This window comes from Rhizobium sp. SL86, assembly GCF_026672545.1.
Classification (GTDB): Bacteria; Pseudomonadota; Alphaproteobacteria; order Rhizobiales; family Rhizobiaceae; genus Neorhizobium.
On the sequence record NZ_JAPPRJ010000001.1, the window covers coordinates 205,171 to 224,973 of the forward strand.

21 protein-coding genes are annotated in these 19,803 nt (G+C 63.1%); 12 read left to right on the forward strand and 9 right to left on the reverse strand.

What is annotated here, in order from left to right:
• The first annotated feature begins 32 nt into the window (after positions 1-32).
• Genes ygfZ through OU993_RS01075 form a run of 3 tightly spaced genes read left to right on the forward strand, consistent with a single transcriptional unit; the run spans position 33 to position 2,007 of the window.
• Positions 33-878 (forward strand): CAF17-like 4Fe-4S cluster assembly/insertion protein YgfZ, encoded by an 846-nt coding sequence (gene ygfZ, locus OU993_RS01065; protein WP_268154176.1) that lies wholly within the window; start codon positions 33-35, stop codon positions 876-878.
• 32 nt (positions 879-910) lie between these two features.
• Positions 911-1,492, forward strand: a complete 582-nt coding sequence (locus OU993_RS01070; RefSeq protein WP_268157443.1) for an HD family hydrolase — start codon at positions 911-913, stop codon at positions 1,490-1,492.
• Positions 1,489-2,007, forward strand: coding sequence for a tyrosine phosphatase family protein (locus OU993_RS01075; protein WP_268154178.1), 519 nt, complete (start codon positions 1,489-1,491; stop codon positions 2,005-2,007). Before OU993_RS01070 ends, OU993_RS01075 begins: the two co-directional genes overlap by 4 nt.
• 85 nt (positions 2,008-2,092) lie before the next feature.
• On the opposite strand, the gene OU993_RS01080 is transcribed toward OU993_RS01075, so the two are convergent.
• Positions 2,093-2,938 carry an EF-hand domain-containing protein gene (locus OU993_RS01080; RefSeq protein WP_268154180.1) on the reverse strand — a complete coding sequence of 282 codons (846 nt, stop codon included), beginning with the start codon at positions 2,936-2,938 and terminating at the stop codon, positions 2,093-2,095.
• A 404-nt stretch (positions 2,939-3,342) separates the two neighbouring features.
• On the opposite strand from OU993_RS01080, the gene OU993_RS01085 reads away from it, so the two are divergent.
• Together OU993_RS01085 and OU993_RS01090 are read left to right on the forward strand one after the other, a co-directional pair.
• Complete coding sequence (locus tag OU993_RS01085) at positions 3,343-3,654, forward strand: helix-turn-helix domain-containing protein (protein ID WP_268154182.1); 312 nt, start codon at positions 3,343-3,345, stop codon at positions 3,652-3,654.
• A 60-nt stretch (positions 3,655-3,714) separates the two neighbouring features.
• The gene (locus OU993_RS01090; RefSeq protein ID WP_268154184.1) at positions 3,715-4,593 is read left to right on the forward strand and encodes a mechanosensitive ion channel family protein; all 879 of its coding nucleotides are present in this window, start codon (positions 3,715-3,717) and stop codon (positions 4,591-4,593) included.
• A gap of 19 nt (positions 4,594-4,612) precedes the next feature.
• Here the strand turns inward: OU993_RS01090 and OU993_RS01095 are convergent, their stop codons facing one another.
• The 3 genes from OU993_RS01095 to OU993_RS01105 form a co-directional block, all read right to left on the reverse strand.
• Entirely contained in the window at positions 4,613-5,425 is an 813-nt protein-coding gene (locus OU993_RS01095) for an ABC transporter permease (RefSeq protein WP_442792914.1), read from the reverse strand.
• A 5-nt stretch (positions 5,426-5,430) separates the two neighbouring features.
• Complete coding sequence (locus OU993_RS01100) at positions 5,431-6,219, reverse strand: ABC transporter ATP-binding protein (protein ID WP_215564069.1); 789 nt, start codon at positions 6,217-6,219, stop codon at positions 5,431-5,433.
• Between the two features lie 178 nt (positions 6,220-6,397).
• Positions 6,398-7,429 (reverse strand): ABC transporter substrate-binding protein, encoded by a 1,032-nt coding sequence (locus OU993_RS01105; protein ID WP_215564071.1) that lies wholly within the window; start codon positions 7,427-7,429, stop codon positions 6,398-6,400.
• A 250-nt stretch (positions 7,430-7,679) separates the two neighbouring features.
• On the opposite strand from OU993_RS01105, the gene OU993_RS01110 reads away from it, so the two are divergent.
• The 6 genes from OU993_RS01110 to OU993_RS01135 all read left to right on the forward strand — a co-directional run bounded on the left by OU993_RS01110 (position 7,680) and on the right by OU993_RS01135 (position 15,393).
• Entirely contained in the window at positions 7,680-10,391 is a 2,712-nt protein-coding gene (locus OU993_RS01110; RefSeq protein ID WP_268154191.1) for a DUF2339 domain-containing protein, read from the forward strand.
• A gap of 2 nt (positions 10,392-10,393) precedes the next feature.
• Positions 10,394-11,047: an HD domain-containing protein gene (locus tag OU993_RS01115; protein WP_268154193.1), complete on the forward strand. Its 654-nt coding sequence runs from the start codon at positions 10,394-10,396 to the stop codon at positions 11,045-11,047.
• Positions 11,048-11,056: 9 nt separating this feature from the next.
• Positions 11,057-11,899: an MOSC domain-containing protein gene (locus OU993_RS01120; protein WP_268154195.1), complete on the forward strand. Its 843-nt coding sequence runs from the start codon at positions 11,057-11,059 to the stop codon at positions 11,897-11,899.
• Positions 11,900-11,992: 93 nt separating this feature from the next.
• Positions 11,993-12,865 carry a DMT family transporter gene (locus tag OU993_RS01125; protein ID WP_268154196.1) on the forward strand — a complete coding sequence of 291 codons (873 nt, stop codon included), beginning with the start codon at positions 11,993-11,995 and terminating at the stop codon, positions 12,863-12,865.
• A 181-nt stretch (positions 12,866-13,046) separates the two neighbouring features.
• Complete coding sequence (locus OU993_RS01130; protein ID WP_268154198.1) at positions 13,047-14,018, forward strand: flagellin N-terminal helical domain-containing protein; 972 nt, start codon at positions 13,047-13,049, stop codon at positions 14,016-14,018.
• 142 nt (positions 14,019-14,160) lie between these two features.
• On the forward strand, positions 14,161-15,393 hold the full coding sequence (locus OU993_RS01135) for an MFS transporter (RefSeq protein WP_268154200.1): 1,233 nt from the start codon (positions 14,161-14,163) through the stop codon (positions 15,391-15,393).
• Positions 15,394-15,399: 6 nt separating this feature from the next.
• On the opposite strand, the gene recO is transcribed toward OU993_RS01135, so the two are convergent.
• Positions 15,400-16,164: a DNA repair protein RecO gene (gene recO, locus OU993_RS01140; RefSeq protein ID WP_268154202.1), complete on the reverse strand. Its 765-nt coding sequence runs from the start codon at positions 16,162-16,164 to the stop codon at positions 15,400-15,402.
• Between the two features lie 160 nt (positions 16,165-16,324).
• On the opposite strand from recO, the gene OU993_RS01145 reads away from it, so the two are divergent.
• Positions 16,325-16,720, forward strand: coding sequence for a hypothetical protein (locus tag OU993_RS01145; protein WP_268154204.1), 396 nt, complete (start codon positions 16,325-16,327; stop codon positions 16,718-16,720).
• A 6-nt stretch (positions 16,721-16,726) separates the two neighbouring features.
• On the opposite strand, the gene era is transcribed toward OU993_RS01145, so the two are convergent.
• The 4 genes from era to acpS form a co-directional block, all read right to left on the reverse strand.
• Entirely contained in the window at positions 16,727-17,665 is a 939-nt protein-coding gene (era, locus tag OU993_RS01150; RefSeq protein WP_268154206.1) for a GTPase Era, read from the reverse strand.
• Positions 17,666-17,673: 8 nt separating this feature from the next.
• A complete protein-coding gene (rnc, locus tag OU993_RS01155) occupies positions 17,674-18,393 on the reverse strand; it encodes a ribonuclease III (protein ID WP_268157445.1) in 720 nt (239 codons plus the stop codon).
• The gene (lepB, locus tag OU993_RS01160; RefSeq protein WP_268154208.1) at positions 18,390-19,136 is read right to left on the reverse strand and encodes a signal peptidase I; all 747 of its coding nucleotides are present in this window, start codon (positions 19,134-19,136) and stop codon (positions 18,390-18,392) included. The genes rnc and lepB overlap by 4 nt, the downstream gene beginning before the upstream one ends.
• Before the next feature lie 71 nt (positions 19,137-19,207).
• Positions 19,208-19,630 carry a holo-ACP synthase gene (acpS, locus tag OU993_RS01165; RefSeq protein ID WP_268154210.1) on the reverse strand — a complete coding sequence of 141 codons (423 nt, stop codon included), beginning with the start codon at positions 19,628-19,630 and terminating at the stop codon, positions 19,208-19,210.
• Between the last annotated feature and the right edge of the window lie 173 nt (positions 19,631-19,803).

Below are 19,803 nucleotides of genomic sequence, written 5' to 3' on the forward strand. Positions count from 1 at the left end.
CTCTGGCGTGAAACGACGCGGACCTCACTCTCATGCCCTCAGCCCATCTTCCCGACCGAAGCCTGATTGATATCGGCGGCGCCGATGCAGGGGATTTCCTGCACGGCATCATCACCACCGATGTCGAAGGCCTGCCGGACAACGAGGCGCGGCCGGGCGCGCTTTTGACCCCCCAGGGAAAGATCCTCTTCGACTTCCTGATCTGGCGAACCGCGGATGGCTTCGTCATCGAATGCGACACAAGCCAGCGCGAGGCGCTGATCCGACGGCTCACCATGTACAAGCTGCGCGCGGCGGTGACGCTCAGTGCCGGCGAAACCGGCGTGACGCTCACCTGGGGCGAGGCCGCTGACTCGACGTCGGGAATTGTCGATGGGGCCTTCCGCAAGGCCGGCATTCTGCTGAAACGCCAGCCGGTGCACGCTGCGGAAGGTCACGATGGCGAGGCTTACGACGCGCTGCGCGTCGAGGCGGGGCTTGCCGTGTCCGGTCGTGATTATGCGCTGCAGGATGCCTTTCCGCATGATGTGCTGCTGGATCTCGATGGCGGGCTGTCCTTCCGCAAGGGCTGCTATATCGGCCAGGAGGTCGTCTCGCGCATGCAGCATCGCGGCACGGCCCGCCGGCGCGTGGCGCAGGTCACGGCGGAGGCTCCGCTGCCGGCATCCGGCACCGAACTTCTGGCCGGCGGCAAGCCCGTCGGTTCCCTCGGCACCGTCAGCGGCAACCGCGCACTTGCCATCGTGCGCATCGACCGGGTCGGCGACGCCATGGCCCACGGCATCCCGGTTCTTGCCGGCGATATGGCGGTGAGCCTTGTTTTGCCCGCCTGGACCGGATTGTCCTTTCCGAGCGAGACCAGCGAGGCGGAAACGTGAGTTCCGCGATTTCGGCACGGGCCTGGCAGCGCATGCTGTCCGGCCGCCGGCTCGACCTTCTCGACCCCTCGCCGCTCGATGTGGAGATTTCCGACATCGCGCATGGCTTGGCGCGCGTTGCCCGCTGGAACGGCCAGACGCGCGGCGACCACGCCTTTTCGGTTGCCCAGCACAGTCTCGTGGTGGAAGAGGTTTTCCGCCTCACCTATCCGGAAGCAACCGCGACAGAACTCTGCCTGACGCTTCTGCATGACGCACCGGAATATGTGATCGGCGACATGATCTCGCCGTTCAAGGCGGTGGTCGGCGGCGGTTACAAGACCGTCGAACACCGGCTGGAAGCGGCCGTCCACCTGCGCTTCGGCCTGCCGGCGCATGCGCCGCGTGAGTTGAAGGCCCGCATCAAGAAGGCCGACACGGTTGCCGCCTATTTCGAGGCGACCGAACTTGCCGGTTTTTCGCAGGAAGAAGCGCGAAAATTCTTCGGCACGCCGCGCGGCATTACCCGTGACATGCTGACCCTGGAGCCGATGGCGGCAATTGAGGCGCAGCGGCTGTTTCTCGACCGCTTTTACGCGCTGGACGGCGCGCGCCATGCGCTGAGCAAACCATGAGTGCGATCATCGTCTGTCCGCTCGACAGTATCGCGGAAATGGCCGTGCGCCATCGCGCGACCGAAATGGTGAGCCTGGTTGCCAAGGGCCAGGATTTTCACCGCCCGGGCGTGATCCGCGCGGACCGGCATCTGAAGCTTGCGATGAACGATATCGCCTTTGCCGGGACCGGCGATCTGGTGGCGCCGAGCGAGGATCATGTCGGCGAGCTCATCGATTTTGTCAAAACCTGGGATCAGTCGGCACCTCTGATCATCCATTGCTGGATGGGGGTGTCGCGCTCGCCGGCGGCCGCCATCATCGCGGCCCTTGCGCTTCATCCCGATCAGGACGAGATCGTGCTTGCAAATCGGTTACGACAGGTCGCCCCGCATGCCACGCCCAATACGCGCCTCATCGAATTCGGCGATCACGCACTTCACCGGGAGGGCCGGCTGATCGCCGCGATCAAGGCGATCGGCCGTGGTGCGGAGACGGATGGCCGGGCGAGCTTCATGCTGCCGCTTTCGCCATAACATCGCTATGGTCGCCAACCGGGCCGGTCGCCGACCAAAGGTCCGGTTGCGGCCCGGCGGATGCCACGCCGCTCGGGACTGCTGCTCAGACCGTCGTCGAGGTCGTCGACGTCGTTTCGTCTTCGTTCAGCGAGGTGTAGGCCGCCAGGATGTCTTCCAGCTCGGAAATGACGGTGGTGAGGTCGGTGACGGATTGCTCGGCATCATCCGACTGCTCCGCCGCCTCGACAGACATCGGCGCAGGCGGTTGCTGTTCCTTCATGGCCGCGAGTTCGTCGGCGCTGATGATGCCGTCCCCGTCCGTATCCAGGTTGCTGAACAGGTTCGTCGCCATTTCTTCGGTTACATCATCCGGGCGTCCTGCCAGGAATTCCGCTTCCGAGACCTGGCCGTCCCCATCGGTGTCCAGAGGGTCAACCGTCTCTTCGTCCGTCTCGTCTTCCGCCACGTCCTGCGGCGGCGGAGGCGGACCTCCCGCGCGTTTGGCCGACGGTTCACTCTGCGCGAGTTCCTCGGCACTGATCGCACCGTCACCATCGGCATCCAGTTCGCCGAACAGGTTGCTCGCCATGTCGTCGGTCACATCATCCGGCTTGCCGGCCAGGAACTCCGTCTCCGACAAGACACCGTCGCCATCCGCATCAAGCTCGGCCAGGCGATCCTGGCCAGACCCTTCACCGGTGCCTGTGGAGGTCGCACCACTGTCGGAGGTCTGGGTCATGTTGAGCGACATCGACATCAGCGCCGACATCAGTTGGCTGAGGGCGCTGTTGCTGTCGGCACTGTCCGAACCGCCGGACAGGGCGCTACTGCCCTGCCTGACCGTCGATACGGTAGACGCACCGGCGGTGCCGTTCAGGCTGCTGGACTGAAGACCCGAAGATGTCTTCAGGTCATATCGTAGATTATTAATTGATGAAATACTTGTCATCGTGCTCTCCCTGCCGGAGCTTCGGAATATTTTTGGGGGGAACATGTTCGCGCCACGCAAAATAAGCGAACGACTACACAATATCGTGAGTCCTCACCGGCCAGAAGACCGCAATTCCGACATATGCTAAGATTTTACATTCCAAATGGCCTTTGGTGTTCAATGCACATGCTTCGCGCAAGCTTCGGCACAATCTGAGAGAGTTTCCTTTACACGTCACCACTCAGACGGAATCCGACGGGAGATCTGCGCCCCTCTCACGCGACTCACTTGAGCGGCCTGATCGATGTCAGCGAACGGACAGCCGGAGCGAGTCGCGGCGTCGTCGGCCGGTGGCAAACATGTCTCCGAGATAGTCGGAGGTCACCACGTCCTGCTCGTGGGGGCGCTTCAGGATCATCGTCATGTCGGCGTGCAGCGAGGCGCTGCGCCTGGAGGACCTGGAAAAGGTGAGCGAGTTCGATCGCTACGAGTTCTCGCAGCAGTTCCGCACACTGATGGGAACGAGCCCCCACCGTCATCTGGTGATGCGCAAGCTCGAACGGGCCAAGCGCGCCATCCTCTCCGGCAGCGGACTGGCAGATGCCGCAGCGCTCGCGGGCTTTGCCGAACAGGGGCATTTCACCTGCCATTTCCGCAAGGCATTCGGCATCACCCCCGGCCACTTTTCCGGCGCGCGCCAGAAAGTTCGGCAGAGCGAATCGCCAGTCTCTTGACCGCATTTCTCCCCGCGCCAGTTAGGACCTCCTGAAGAACAAGAAGGAGAGACCTGCGGCATGGAAGATCAGGCATCGGACTTTGTTATTGCGACCCAGGCAGCCCTTGCCCAGTTGACGGCGCTGGCCGTGCAATATTCGTTCTCGATCCTCGGGGCGATCGTGCTGCTCGCCATCGGCTGGTTCGCCTCGGGACTGCTCAGCCGTTGGGCGAAACGGGGCCTGTCGCGCATTCACGGCATCGATGCGACGCTGGCGCAATTTTTCTCCAATGCCATTCGTTATGCGGTTCTCGTCATCGTGCTGGTCATGGTGCTCGGCCAGTTCGGCGTGCAGACGGCCTCGATCCTCGCAGCGCTTGGCGCGATCGGTCTGGCGATCGGTCTGGCGCTGCAGGGCACGCTGCAGAATATCGCCGCCGGCATCATGCTGCTCGTGCTGCGGCCCTTCCGGGTCGGCGAATATATCGATACCGGCAGCGTCAACGGCATCGTGCAGGATATCGGCCTGTTTGCCACCGAACTGAAAACCTATGACGGGCTTTATCGCCTGGCGCCGAATTCGCTTCTTTGGAACGTGCCGGTCACCAATTACAGCCGCCTCTCCACCCGCATGCATGATTTCAAGGTGGGCATTGCCTATGAGGACGATATCGAGAAGGCGATCGCGATCCTGCTCGAGCTTGCGAACAAGGATGAGCGCGTGCTGCAGGACCCCGCCCCTTCCGCCTTCGTCATGGATCTTGGCGACAATGCGGTGATCCTCGCGCTGCGCTACTGGGCGAACAGCAGTGTCTGGTGGATGACCTCGCGCGACATGACGAAACGCACCAAGGAAGCCTTTGATGCGGCGGGCATTTCCATCCCCTTCCCGCAGGTCACCTATCATGCCGCGCCGAAGGAGGATGAGAGCAAAGACCCGCCGCTCAAACTGGTGTGAGCGGCGGCCGGAACGGTGTCTACTGCGCCATGGTCGAGCGATGCGCCCAGCCGGTCATGCGCTTTTCGAGCCAGGCCATCAGGGCGTACATGGCAATACCCTCGATCGCCAGCATCAGCAGGCCGGCAAAGACCAGCGGCACGTTGAACTGGCTCTGCGCCGAGCTCATCATATTGCCGAGGCCGTAATTGGAGGCGACCGTTTCCGAGACGACCGAGCCGACGAAGGCGAGCGTGATCGCCACCTTCAGCGAACCGAAGAAATACGGCATGGAGCGCGGAATGCCGACCTTCAGCATGATGTCCATCTTCTTGGCACCGAGCGCGCGCAAAACATCCTCGGTTTCCGGCTCGATGGTGGCAAGCCCCGTCGCCACGTTCACGACGATCGGGAAGAAGGAAATCAGGAAGGCGGTGAGCACCGCCGGCACCGTGCCGATACCGAACCAGATGACGAGGATCGGCACCAGCGCCACCTTGGGGATGGCATTGAAGCCGATCATCAGCGGATAAAGCCCGGCATAGATGGTCTTCGACCAGCCGATGAAGAGACCGATCGCCAGCCCCGCCACCACGGCAATCGCAAAGCCCATGGTGGTGGTGTAGAGCGTCTGCAGCGAGTTCTTCCAGATCGGCGACCAGTATTTGGCAATCGCCGCGAACACATCCGTCGGCGCCGGCAGGATGGTCGGCGGCATGTCGAGCGCGATCACCAGCAGTTCCCAGAGGGCGAACAGCGCGATCGTGTAAAGCCAGGGAGCAGCCTTCACCCAGTTGATACGGGCCATCAGCGGTTTGGCGGGTGCGGCCGCCGATGTCGCAGTCTCGGTCATCGCGCTCATGCCACCACCCTCGCCTTGGCGATTTCCCCGTGCAGTTCGTGCACCATGTCGTTGAATGTCGATTGATACATGACTTCCAGATCGCGCGGCCGCTCGAACGGCACCCGGTGCTCCTTCAGGATGCGGCCGGGACGCGCGCTCATGACAAAAATCTTGTCGGCGAGGAAAACCGCCTCGCGCAGATCATGCGTCACGAGGATGATCGTCACGCCTTGGGCTGCGTGCAGGTCGCGAATGACGCACCACAATTCTTCACGGGTAAAGGCATCGAGCGCGCCGAACGGCTCGTCGAGCATCAGAAGATCCGGTTCGTGGATCAGCGCACGACAGAGATTGGCGCGCTGCTGCATGCCGCCGGACAACTGCCAGGGGAATTTCGAACCAAACCCCTTGAGGCCCACGATCTCCAGCAGATTTTCCGCCTTCTCGACATATTCCTTTTTGTTGGCACGCAGCCGATGCCGGTGTTTTTCGACGATTTCGAGCGGCAGGAGGATGTTTTCGAGCGTGGTGCGCCAGGGGAGCATAGTGGGGTTCTGGAAGGCCATGCCGACGATGGAGACCGGTTTCGTCACCTGTTCGCCGGCAACGATCACCACACCCGTCTGCGGAATGTGCAGGCCGGTGACCAGCTTCATGAGCGTGGACTTGCCGCAGCCGGACGGCCCGACGACGGCGGCAAACTCGCCCTTGTCGACCCGCATAGTGAGGCCGGAGACGGCAAGCGTGCCCGCGGCACCGCCATAACGCATGTCGACATTATCGATGGAAACGAGGTGGGACATCGGTTCTCCGTCCGTGATCACGCGAGGGGGCTTTCGCCCCTCATCCGGCTGCCGCCACCTTCTCCCCGCAGGCGGGGAGAAGGGTATGCCGCGCCCTCTGCGCACCTCTCGACCAATCGCGAGGCACGTCCCCTCTCCCCGCTGGCGGGGAGAGGGTTAGGGTGAGGGGCAGAGCCAATTACGGCAGCATGCGCTCCGCCTTCGGCGGCAGGTAGCTGGCGTCGAACACCTGATCGGCCTTCACCGCGCCCTTCAGGCCCATGGAGATCTTCAGCGTATCGATGGAGGCGCCGAGACGGGTCATGTCGACGCCGCCGAAGCCGTTTTCGACCACGTAGGGCGTCTTGATGTTCATGGCGTTCGCCATCTTCAGGCGCTCGAGTTCGATGGCGCTGTCCAGCGTCTCGTTGCGCTTCAGAACGGCGGCGACGCCCTCTTCCGGCTTGGCGACGGCATCGGCAAAGCCCTTGGCCAGCGCCTTGACGAAACCCTTCACCGCAGCCGGGTTCTTCTCGGCGAAATCCTTGTTCACCAGAACGGCATTGCCATAGAGGTTCAAGCCATGCTCGGCCATCAGGATGGTGGCGATGTCCTCGTCCTTGATGCCCTGCTTCTTGAGGTTCAGGATGACCGAGAAGGCGAAACCGAAGACGGCATCCACATCACCCTTGGCGAGCATGGGTTCACGCACCGGAAAACCGATCGACTCGATCTTGATCTTGCTGTCGTCGATCTTCGCGACCTGCTTGAAGGCCTTCCACTGGGCAAAGGCGCCATCCGGCGGCGGGGCGCCGAGTTTCTTGCCTTCCAGCGACTTCGGATCGGTGGTGATGCCGAGCGACTTGCGGCCGACGACCGCAAAGGTCGGGCGCTCATAGACCATCATCACGGCCTTGATCTTCTGGCTCGGATCCTCGTCGAGGAACTTGATCACCGAATTGATGTCACCGAAGCCCATCTGGTAGGCGCCGGTCGCGACCCGCGGAATGGCCTCGACGGAGCCATTGCCGGTGTCGATCGTCACATCCAGGCCCTCGGCCTTGAAGTAACCCTTGTCGAGCGCCAGCAGGAAACCGGCGGCCGGACCCTCGAATTTCCAGTCGAGCGTGAATTTCACGGCCGTATCGGCAAAGGCCGGCGCGGAAAAACCGGTGGCAAGCGCAAGCGCGGCAACAGCCGGAAGCTTGGCGAAGAGGCGACGTGTCAACATGTCTTCTGTTTCCCCCTGGATATTCTTGAGACACCGCATCAAAACCAATCTTCCGGGGGGATGCAAGGTGTTTCTGCACAGAATATAGTCAAACATGATTGAAAGCCTACAGATTAGGCGATTGCCTGACAGAATGTCACCGGCTGCACGAAGTTTGACCAATTGGTCAAGATGATCAGGCACAGGTGATCTTTCCATTTGTGAGGAACAGCCGATATAACGGGGCCGTCTGTCACCCGCGGGGTCCGCCATGCTCGAACTCCTTCTCCTGATATCCGTCTTCGCCCTCTTCCTCTGGCACAGAAAACTCTCCGATCGGGTCCGGTCGCTGGAAAGCACCGTCCAATCGCTCCGCCAACAGATCGAGACGGGTGCGCCGCCGACCCTTTCGGCAACGGAAACCGCGACCGCAGAGGCTGAGGTCGAGGCGGCGGCAGGCACGCCGCAGGACGCGGACCTGGCCGCGATACAGGAGGCGACGCGGGACATGGTGCACGATCCGGCACCGACCGCCACCGATGAGACGGCGGCAGCCCAGCCGAAACCGCAGGAAAGTTTCGAAAGCCGGTTCGGGGCGCGCTGGAGTGTCTGGGTCGGCGGCCTGGCGCTGGCGCTCGGCGGCATCTTCCTCGTGCGCTATTCGATCGATGCCGGACTTCTGGGCCCCGCGGCGCGGCTGGTGCTTGCCACCCTGTTCGGCCTGCTGCTTGCAGGCGCCGGCGAAGTGCTGCGGCGCGGTGCGCTTCCCCGCCTGCCGAAAGCTTATACGGGCGCGATGATCCCGGGCGTGCTGACGGCCGCCGCCAGCATCACGCTGATCGCCACCACCTATACCGCCTACGGCGTCTACGGTTTCATCGGCGCGACACCGGCCTTCCTCCTTCTCGCGCTCGTATCGCTTGCAACACTGGCGCTTTCGCTGCTGCACGGGCAGGCCTTGGCGGGGCTTGGGCTTGCGGCCTCGCTTGTCACGCCGGCGCTCGTTGCCTCCGATGCGCCCAACATCACCTTCCTGTTCGGTTTTCTGTCGCTCGTCTGGCTGGCCGCTGCCGGTGCCGCCCGCATCCGCCGCTGGCATGTGCTGCCAGTGCTGTCCAATCTCGGACTCACCCTCTGGGTGATCGCCTATGCCGTCAGCACCGATCTCCTCGACCCCGTGCCGCCCGGTGTCGCGCTCCTGGTGCTGATTGCCGGCACCGCCTTCCTTTGGCCGGGCCGTGGCTTCGAAACGGTGGACGGGGTCGAAGACGAGACACGCGACGGCTGGCGCCGTCTGCGGGCGCTTCTCGGACGCCGCCCCCGCGCCATCCTCTGGTCGGCCTCCCTCTCGGTCTTCTTCGGCATGCTCTGCCTGAGCGTCGTAGAAACACCCGCCGTCACCCACCCTGCCTTGATGCTGACGGCGGTGGCCGGCGCGCTGGCAGGACTTGGCGCCGGGCGCCGTGCCGGCGCCATTCCGGCCCTCCTCGCCGCATTGACGGCTGTGCTCAGCACCGGCCTGATTGCCCTGTCGCAGATGACCGTCGTCTCCCAGGTGACGACGCCAGAGGCTGCCGGCCTTCTTTCCGGTATCGGCCCCTTCGTCCTCGGCGCGTTGACCCTCGGAGCGATCTTCACGCTCTGCGGACTCGCCTTTCTTCACCACAAGGCTGCAGAGGATCCGGATTTCGGTGCGCTCTGGGCGCTGCTTGCCTCCGCCGTGCCGGTCAGCCTTGCCACCATCACCTTCCTCAACGAAGGCACACTCGGCCGCGACTGGCTGCATGGCCTCTACGGGCTTTTGATCGGCGCCGCCCTTCTCGCGACGGTCGAACGGCTGGAGCGCCGGGGCCGGATGCCGGCGCTCGCAGCAGACCTGCTGTTGCTCGGCGCCTTTGCCGCCTTTACCTTCGGTCTGCATGCCCTGACGCACGGGCTCGCTACGACGCTCTGCGTTGCCGTTCTCGGTTTCGCCTTCGTGCTCGCCACCCGCCTGCGACCCTGGCGCGGCCTGCCCTGGGTCATGGTTCTCGCGGCGATCGTCATCGGCGCACGGATCGCCTGGGAACCGACCATCGTCGGGCCGGACGTGCTGGGCAAAACGCCGGTGTTCAACGCGCTGTTGGCCGGTTACGGCATTCCAGCCGCCCTGCTGATCGCCTCCGCGTGGCTGCTGCGCAACTGGCCGGGTCGGCGGCTGCTCGATGCGCTACAGGGCCTTGCGGCGCTGGCGGGCCTGCTCGCCGTGTCGATCCTCATCCGCCATGCGATGAATGGCGGCGTGCTGGATGACAGCGTGCCGACGCTTGGCGAACAATCGACCTACACGCTGCTTCTGATCGGCCTCTCCGGCATCCTGATGACGCTCGATACGAAGGCCCCGAGCCTCACCTTCCGGTACGGATCGATGATCGCCGGGATCTTCGCGACCCTCAACATCCTCTCGGCGCATCTCCTCGTGCTGAACCCGTTTTTCTCCAATGAGAATGTCGGCACCTGGCCCATCCTCAACCTGCTTTTGCCCGGTTACCTGTTGCCGGCGCTCGGTTATGCCGGCCTTGCCCTGTACGCCCGCGACCGGCGGCCGAAACCCTATGTCATCCTGCTGGCGCTGACCGGTGCCGTGCTGGCCTTCGTCTGGGCCACATTGTCTGTCCGCTGGTTCTGGCAGGGCCCGCATATCGGCGACTGGAAGGGTTTCCTGCCGGCCGAAACCTATACCTATTCGGTCGTCTGGCTGCTGATCGGCGTCGGCCTGCTTGCGCTCGGCTCCCGACTCGATGCACGCAGTCTGCGTCTCGCATCCGCGGGACTGGTGCTGATCTCCGTCTGCAAGGTCTTCCTGATCGACATGGCGAACCTGGAAGGCATTCTGCGCGCCCTCTCCTTCATCGGACTTGGCGGCGTGCTGATCGGCATCGGATTGTTTTACCAGCGCATTCTGGCGCGTTCCAACGAGGCGGCACCGCCCGCCGGAGACTGACCGTGACTGACAACGACATCGCCGCCGGCTTTCACCCTTTCGAGGCGCTGGCCGAAACACTTCTGCCGCATGCCGTGGAGGGTGATGACGGGGCGCATGACGTGGCCCACCTGCTGCGCGTCTTCCACAATGCCCAGCGCATCCAGGCGGCGGAAGGTGGCGACGGCCAGGTGATTGCCGCCGCCGTGTTGCTGCATGACTGCGTCTCGCTGCCGAAGAACCATCCGCAGCGGGCGCAATCCTCCAGGCTTGCGGCGGAAAAGGCCTCGGGGATCCTCACCGGGCTCGGCTGGACGGCGGAGACGGTCGAAGCGGTTGCCCATGCCATTCTCAGCCACAGCTTTTCCGCCGGGCTTCTGCCGGAGACCCTGGAGGCGAAAATCCTGCAGGATGCCGACCGGCTGGATTCGCTCGGCGCAATCGGCATTGCCCGTACCTTCTACACGGCGGGACGTATGGGATCGAAACTTTATCATGCGACGGATCCGCAAGCCGCCTCGCGTGACCTTGACGACCGGACCTATGCCATCGATCACTTTGAGGCGAAGCTACTGAAACTGGCGGACGGCTTCCAGACCGCGACCGGCAGGCAACTTGCCGGCGAACGGCACCGCCGGCTGGCAGAGTTTCGCGACCTGTTTTTCGATGAGCTCTGAGGGATTTTTATGCGCATCGCCGGCCTCAACATCTTTCCCTTGAAAAGTGCGCGCGGCATTGCGCTCGACGAAAGCCCGATCGACGCGATGGGGCTTTCCGGCGACCGGCGCTGGATGCTGACCAATCCGGACGGCTATTTCATCACCCAGCGGGAGATGCCGGCACTGGCCCGCCTCCTGGTCAACCCGACGGATACGGGACTTTCGCTTTCGATGAACGGTGAGGGTCTGACCGCCGCCTTTCCGGCACCCGACCGCCGCCAGCAGGTGGTGGTGTGGAAGTCCTCGGTCGATGCGGCGCTTGCCGATGATGCGGTCAATGCGACGCTGTCGAAATGGCTGGAGCGGGACGTGCGGCTTGTCTTCTTCGATGTGCAGGCACGCCGCACGGCGAGCGCCGAATGGGCCGGCAGCGACTCACCCGTTGCCTTCGGCGACGGTTACCAGGTGCTCGTCACCACCACCGGATCGCTCGCCGCGCTCAATGCCGACATGGCAGCCCATGGCGAGGCGCCGGTCGGCATGGATCGTTTTCGTGCCAACATCGTTCTCGACCACGACGAGGCTTTTGCCGAGGACGGCTGGACTTCCATCGCGATCGGGGACGTCGTGCTCGATCTCGTCAAACCCTGTGCCCGCTGCATCATGACGACGCAGGATCAGGAGACCGGGTCGCGCGAGGGCGCAAACCCGATGCCGGCCATGGGCCGCATCCGCATGTCGGCGGATCGCCGGGTGCCGGGTCCCCTCTTCGGCTGGAATGCGGTGCCGCGTGGTGCTGGCCTGTTGCGGGTCGGCGATGCGGCGCAGGTGATCGGCGAAAGAGAGCCCTGGGCGATCAAACGTCGCTGACGCGAGAGCGTGCTCCGCAGGACGGCTCCTGCGGCGCACAGACCTTTGCGGCTGGCCTTCCGCCAGCCGGCCCAACAGTTCAGAGATGCCTTGATGACCGGAAAAACCCGCGGCCTTGCCTTTGCCCTGTCAGCCGTGACGATTTTTGCCGGGCAGGACGTTATCTCGAAACATCTCGGCATTCATTATCCGCCGATCTTCATCGTGATGCTGCGCTACTGGGCCTTTGCCGCCTTCGTGCTCTTGCTTGCCGCGCGGTCGCAAGGCGGGCTTGCCGGTGCGGCACGGACCTCGCGCCCGGTGCTGCAAATCGCCCGCGGGGTGATCCTCGTCGTGCAGATCGTCATCGCCGTTCATTCCTTCGCACTCGTCGGCCTTTCCCAGACCCAGTCGATCTTTGCCGCGACGCCGCTCTTTGTTGCCGCCCTGTCGGTACCGCTGCTTGGCGAGCGGGTGGGCTGGCGGCGCTGGACGGCGATCGCCATCGGCCTGTTCGGCGTGCTGATGATCATCAACCCCTCCACCGACAGGCTGGACCTCGCCTTGCTGCTGCCGATCGCCGGCTCGGTGATTTTTGCCCTTTACGCCATCACCACCCGGCTCGCGAGCCGCAGCGACAGCGCGATGACCAGCTTCTTTTACACCGGGGTCGCCGGCGCCGCCGCCATCACCTTTGTCGGCCCCTTTTTCTGGACACCTCTGGCGCCGATGGACTGGATCTGGATGGCAGCCCTCTGCTGCACCGGCATCAGCGGTCATTACCTGCTCATCCGCGCCTATGACCTCGTCGATGCGGTGACCGTCCAGCAGATCACCTATGTCCAGATCGTCCTCGTCTGCATTCTGGGCGTGCTGGTCTATGGGGAAGTCGTGACCCTCAACATGATCACCGGCGCCTTCCTGGTGATCTCCGCCGGCCTCTTTACCATCTGGCGCGAAAGCAGAAAGGCCCGCGCCCGCAGTTGAATCGCCCGGTTTGCGGCCTCCCGTCAGCAAAATTCGCGCGCAAACGCCTCCGTTTAAGTGAGCATTAAGGTTAGCAGGGTTTAAATGCCGTCCAGGAGGGAATGGTTGGCGCTAACCATGTTTTTTAAGCGTCGCGTTCGTTCCGGCGTGTGTGTTTCGTGTATTCCGGGTAGTGCGTATCATGACGAGTATTATGACGAACGTCGGCGCCTTGGCGGCGTTATCGACGCTGCGTGACATCAGTGAGGCCCGCGAGATTGCCGAGGGACGGATGTCGACGGGTCAGCGCGTGGGGCAGGCTTCCCAGAACGCGGCATATTGGTCGATCGCCGCAACCATGCGATCCGACGACAAGGCTCTCTCTGCCGTTCAGGATGCCCTCAATCTTGGGTCTGCCACCGTGGAAGTGGCCTATCAGGGCCTGTCTTCCGCCATCGATGTCGTGGACGAAATCAAGGCGAAACTGGTGGCCGCCAGCGAACCGGGCGTCGACCGGGACAAGGTCAACAAGGAAATCGAACAGCTGAAGGGACAACTGGAGTCGATTGCCAGCTCGGCAAGCTTCAACGGCGTCAACTGGCTGCAGATCAGCGAAGGCTCCGACACGACGGCGCAGGTCGCCGCCTCCTTCTATCGAGACCTCAACGGCGGCGTTTATATGGAGACCATCGAGACGGATCTCTGGTCCAGCGCCGGCGGCTCGATCAGCCCGCTGATCGACACCCGGGCCAACGCCACCAATGGCGAAGCCGGCATTCTGACCAGCACCCGTTTTGCCACCGAAGCCGGATCGACCACGGCCTATGTTCTGGTGCTCAACGACAGCAATGACGGGGCAACCGAGATCATTCTCGACGAGACCACCACCGATGAACAGCTCGACGACATGATCGCGACAGTGGATGGCATGCTGCAGATGATGGCCGATTCCGGCGCCACCTTCGGCTCGATCCAATCCCGCATTTCGCTGCAGACGGAGTTCATGGGCAAATTGCGCGACTGGATGGCGGACGGCATCGGCACGCTGGTCGATGCGGACATGGACGAAGAGGCCACCCGCATCAAGGCACTCGACGTGCAGGAACAACTGGCGATCCAGGCGCTGTCGATCGCCAACAACCAGCCGCAGTCGATCCTCTCGCTGTTCAACTGACGAGAGGCCGACGGATCGACCACAGGGGCGGCCGGCAGGCCGCCCCATGATCCATCAATCTCTCTGATCCTTTGCTCACATAAACACGTTTGGTTTCCGGCAGGGGGCGGTTATTCTGCGCCATCACCCGGAGATCGCTGCCATGAATCCCGCTCCCGCCACCGCCACCCGCCCGATGCCCTGGACGATCATCACCTGCGGCTCGCTGATCGTTCTTCTGGTCTTCGGCCCGCGTTCGGCCATGGGCTTCTTCCAGCTGCCGATGCTCTCGGAAACGGGCTGGGACCGCTCGACCTTCGGGCTGGCCATGGCCTTCCAGAACCTGTTCTGGGGCATGAGCCAGCCAATCTTCGGCGCCATGGCCGACAAATACGGCACCGGTCGGGTGCTGGTAATGTCGGGGCTTCTTTATGCGGCAGGCCTTGCGGTGATGGCCTTTGCGGCAGCGCCTCTGTGGCTGCATGTGGGCGGCGGCATCCTCGTCGGCATGGGCATCGGTGCCGGCTCCTTCAGCGTCGTCCTCTCCGCCTTTGCAAGGCATGTCACGCCCGAACAGCGCTCGATGGCCTTTGGCATTGGCACGGCTGCGGGCTCTGCCGGCATGTTCCTGTTTGCCCCCGTCAGCCAGGCGCTGATCAGCCTCTACGGCTGGTCCGACAGCCTGGTCATCATGGGCGCCATGATGCTGGCGGTTCCGCTGCTTGCCTTCCCCTTGCGTGGCAATTCGCGCTCCGGCAGCCAGAATGCGGCGGCCTTCCAGCAGAGTGCCGGCGAAGCGCTGCGTGAGGCCTTCGGCCACAAGAGTTATGTGCTGCTGGTGACCGGCTTCTTCGTCTGCGGTTATCAGGTCGCCTTCATCACCGCGCATTTTCCGGCCTATCTCGGCGATATCGGCATCGATGCGCGTTATGCGGTGATCGCCATGGCCTGCATCGGTTTCTTCAACATCATCGGTTCGCTGGCAGCCGGCGTCATTGGCCAGCGGTATTCGAAACCCTATTTCCTGGCGCTGATCTACATCGCCCGTTCGGTGGTCGTCACCGCCTTCCTGCTCCTGCCGCAGACACCGGCCACTGTGATCATCTTTGCCGTTCTGATGGGGCTATTGTGGCTTTCCACCGTGCCGCCGACCAATGCGCTGGTCGCCATCATGTTCGGCACGCGCCACCTCGGCCTGCTGGGCGGCATGGTCTTCCTCACCCACCAGATCGGCTCCTTCCTCGGCGTGTGGATGGGTGGTTACCTCTACGACCATTTCGGCTCCTACGATCCGGTCTGGTGGCTGGGCGTGGCGCTCGGCATCTTTGCCGCCATCGTGCATTGGCCGATCGTCGAAAAGCCGGTGCAGCGACCGCTGGTGCCGGCCGCGGCTTAAAAAAGCTCAACCGATCCTGCGATCGTCCGGCTGGCCCTCCAGCCGCAGCATGGCCTTCAGCGCCGCCTGGACAAAACCGTCACGGGCGGCGTTTTCGGTGAGGCCGCGCGGCTCGTAGACATGCCGATGCAAAAAGAAACCGCTCAACCGGAAGGCCGCCATCAGGCTCTCGCGGCTGGCTCCGATCGACGTTTCCGGGGCGAGAAATCCCGGCAGTGCCAGCAGCCGGTCGGCATAAGGCGCGCCTGCCTCGCGGCAGACAGCCCGGCCGCTTTTCGGCGAGACGTAGATCAGGTCATCACGCCGCCCCGTCGCGGCGCATTCGGTGAGATCCAGCCCGAAACCGAGATCGTTCAGAACGGCGAGTTCGAAACGCACGAAAAGTTCGCCGGCGCCGGCCGGATCGTCCATGTGGTCGAGAATGACATCCAGCGCCTCGAAGAGATGCGGATGCGGATCGCGCTCCGGCAGAAGCCGCAGCAGCGCGCCCATGGCCTGTACGCCGTAGACCGAGGTCGCATGCTCCATCAGGCGTGCGGCGCGCAGTTCCAGCGGTTCCAGCTTGTAATCGCCGAGATGTTCGTCGAGACGCGCGCGCCAGACAGCCTCGACGCGATTGCCCGGCTGCAGCACCGGCTGCATGCTGCGCGAACGGCCACCGCGCACCAGTCCCAGATGGCGGCCACGTTCCCGCGTCATCAGTTCCGCCACGACGCTGGTTTCGCCATGGCGGCGAACGCCGATCACGATGCCTTCATCCTGCCACTGCATGGCGCCTGCTCATCTTCTGCCTGAGAATCAAGTCTATCCGATAACCGCTTGCGGCAGAATCGCTTTCTCTTGCTACGGCGTACCGAAAAGGATGCGTCCGGGGGAACCAAAACCGTCGCCGGCGTGTTCCCAGCGCGGAAAAACACACCGGGGAGTCATCATGCGCCATCTTCTGTTTGCCGCAAGCCTTGCCATTCCGGCGGCCCTCATCGCGGCTGCCAACGCCAGTTCGGCCGCTGCCCAGTCGCCGGGGATCGAACAGGCCTGCATGGCCGTCGCCAAACACTTTTTGCTGGCGCCGGTCCTGAAGACGGGCATCGTGCAGTCCTTCCCGGAGCTCGATCCGCCCGGTGCGCGGCTCACCTATTCGACACGCGAGAACCCGCAACCGACCGATTTCAACAATGTCATCGAATGCGAGTTCGGCAAGGCCCAGCCACCGTTCGGGCTGGTGCGCTTCTGTGTGTCCGACACCTGTTATTCGCCGACGGAAGACGAACCGGAGCGGCAGCGCCGGTTCCAGGAGGTGAAGGCGCTGATGGACCGCCAGAAATAGGCGACCTCAGCCCTTCGGGAATTCCAGGCCCATCTCGCGGAAACGTTCCGGGTCATCGCCCCAGTTCTCGCGCACCTTGACGAAGAGGAAGAGGTGCACGGGCTGTTCGAGGATTTCCGACAGTTCCTTGCGCGAGGCGGTCGAAATCGCCTTGATCGCCTCGCCGCCCTTGCCCAGCGCGATCTTCTTCTGGCTGTCGCGCTCGACATAGATGACCTGCTCGATCCTGACCGAGCCGTCCTTGCGCTCTTCCCACTTCTCCGTCTCGACATGCGAGGAATAGGGAAGCTCCTGGTGCAGGCGCAGGAAAAGCTTTTCGCGGGTGATCTCGGCGGCCAGCTGACGCATCGGCAGGTCGGAGATCTGGTCCTCCGGATAATACCAGGGACCCTCCGGCAGGCGCTTGGCAAGATGGCTCAGAAGATCGTCGCAGCCGGAACCGTTGGTGGCCGAGATCATGAACGTGTCTTCGAACTTGACCACCTCGTTGGCGGCGGCGGCAAGCTTCAGCAGATCCTCGCGCTTCACCTGGTCGATCTTGTTGAGGACGAGGATCTTCGGCTGGTGGACCTCCTTGAGCCCCTCCAGAATGGTCTCCGCATCACCACGCAGGCCGCGCTCGCTGTCGATCAAAAGCATGATCACATCGGCATCCTTGGCGCCGCCCCACGCAGACGTCACCATGGCGCGGTCGAGCCTGCGGCGCGGCTTGAAGATGCCGGGCGTATCCATGAAAACGATCTGGGTCTGCTCATGGATCGCGATGCCGCGCACGATGGCGCGCGTCGTCTGCACCTTGTGGCTGACGATCGACACCTTGGCGCCAACGAGACGGTTCACCAGCGTCGACTTGCCGGCATTGGTCGCACCGATCAGCGCCACGAAACCGGATCTGGTGGGGGAAGCCGCCTCTTCTGGGCCAGCCATGGTGTTTTCTTCGGTCATTGCATCCTTCAGTTCTGGTCGGCGGGCTTCTGCCACACGCCTTCACGTTCGAGCATCTTGGTTGCCGCCACCTGTTCGGCCGCCCGCTTGGAGCGTTCGACACCGGTTTCCGGGGCAACGCCGGTCACTTCCACCGTCACGGTGAAGCTTGGGTCATGGTCGGGCCCGGAGCGATCGTCGACCCGATAGACGGGGGTCAGGCCGAACCTTGCATGCGACCATTCCTGCAGTTCCGTCTTGGCATCGCGCCGGGCCGCCTTTTCCGCGGTCGCCCGTTTCTGCCAGTGGCGCAGGATGAAGGCGCGCGCCGTCTCCAGGCCGCCATCAAGGTACAGTGCGGCGATCAGGCTTTCCACCACATCGGCGCGGACATTCATCATGCGCTTGCCGGTCAGCTTCTTCACGTCGGAGCCGGTGCGGATGAACTGGTGCAGACCAAGTTCGTCGGCAACACCGGCGCAGCTTTCCGCGCTCACCAACTGGTTGAGCCGCACCGAAAGCTCGCCTTCGGTCGCGGCGTGGAAGGTGCTGAACAGCAGTTCGGCCACACACAGACCAAGAACCCGATCGCCCAGAAACTCCAGGCGCTCGTAATTGCCGCTCTTGGCCGTGCCGGTGCTCGCATGCGTCAGCGCGCGGTCCAGCCACTGCTTGTCTGAGAACGCGTGCCCGATGACCTTTTCAAGGGTCGCGCGCTGATCGGCAGACAACTGCGGCGTCTTCATCAGTCAACCACCTTGAACAGACGGTCCCAGCGCATATTGGTCGGCCACTTCCAGATCTCGCGGAAGGACGTGTCGTTGCCGAGCGAGAAGAAGATGACACTGGCGCGGCCCACCAGGTTCTCCGCAGGAACATAACCGACATCGAAGCGGCTATCGAGCGAATTGTCGCGATTGTCGCCCATGAAGAAATAATGGCCTTCCGGCACCACGAATTCACGGGTGTTGTCACCGCGCGAGTTGGGGATCTGGTCCAGCGTGTCGAAGCTCTTGCCGTTGTCGAGCGTCTCGCGGAAGACCGGTACGTCCGAACCCGGATCGAGGCGATAATCGGAGGTGAAGGTGCCGTCCGGCTGCTTCGGCACCGGCTGGCCGTTCACATGCAGGATGCCGTCGATCATCTGCACACGGTCGCCCGGCAGGCCGATCAGGCGCTTGATGTAGTCCACGTCCGGATCCGTCGGCAGGCGGAAAACGATCACGTCACCGCGCTTCGGCTCGGCAAATTCCAGCACGCGGCCCGAAAACAGGTTCGGCGAAAAAGGCAGCGAATAGCGGGAATAACCGTAGGCGAACTTGTTAACGAAGATGTAGTCCCCGACCAGGAGCGTCGGCATCATCGAGCCCGATGGAATGGTGAAGGGCTGAAACAGGACCGTCCGGATGATCATGGCAAGCAGAAGCGCCTGGATGATGACCTTGATGTTCTCCCAGAGGGCATTCTGCTTCGGTTCGGCTTTTTGAGACACGTGCACGTCTTTCGTTTCCAGCGGTTTTTCGCTTCTCTAACCCCTTCGTCACAAGGGGGCAATGGCATCCGTCAGGCAGGCGCCGTCACCGGCGCGGCAAGAGGGCGCGCCTCGATGACCACGAAGGCCTGGGCATAGGGAAATTCGTCGGTGATGGTGAGGTGGATGACGGCTTCATGACCGGCCGGCAAAAGCGCCGAAAGACGCTCGGCGGCGCCATTGGTGAGTGCCATCGTCGGTTTGCCGCTCGGCAGGTTCACGACGCCCATGTCCTTCCAGAACACGCCCTGGGCGAGCCCCGTGCCGAGCGCCTTCGAGCAAGCCTCCTTGGCGGCAAAACGCTTGGCATAGGAGGCGGCGCGCATCTTGCGCCCGTCGGACTTGCGTCTCTCGATGTCGGTGAAACAGCGATGTGTGAAGCGCTCGCCGAAACGCTCGATGGATTTCTCAACCCGTCGAATGTCGATCAGGTCGCTGCCCATGCCGATGATCATGCGGATCCTTTCGCCTGCCCTTGCCAATCCTTGTCAGACCGGACCGTTCTTGTCGACGGTCAACGCGGATCATGCCTAGATCGGGTCTTGATGCCCCGAATTCCAGATGCCGACAAACGTGGCGATATCGTAGCAGGCAGGCGAGTTCAACGGATCGGATCGAAGTTTCTGTG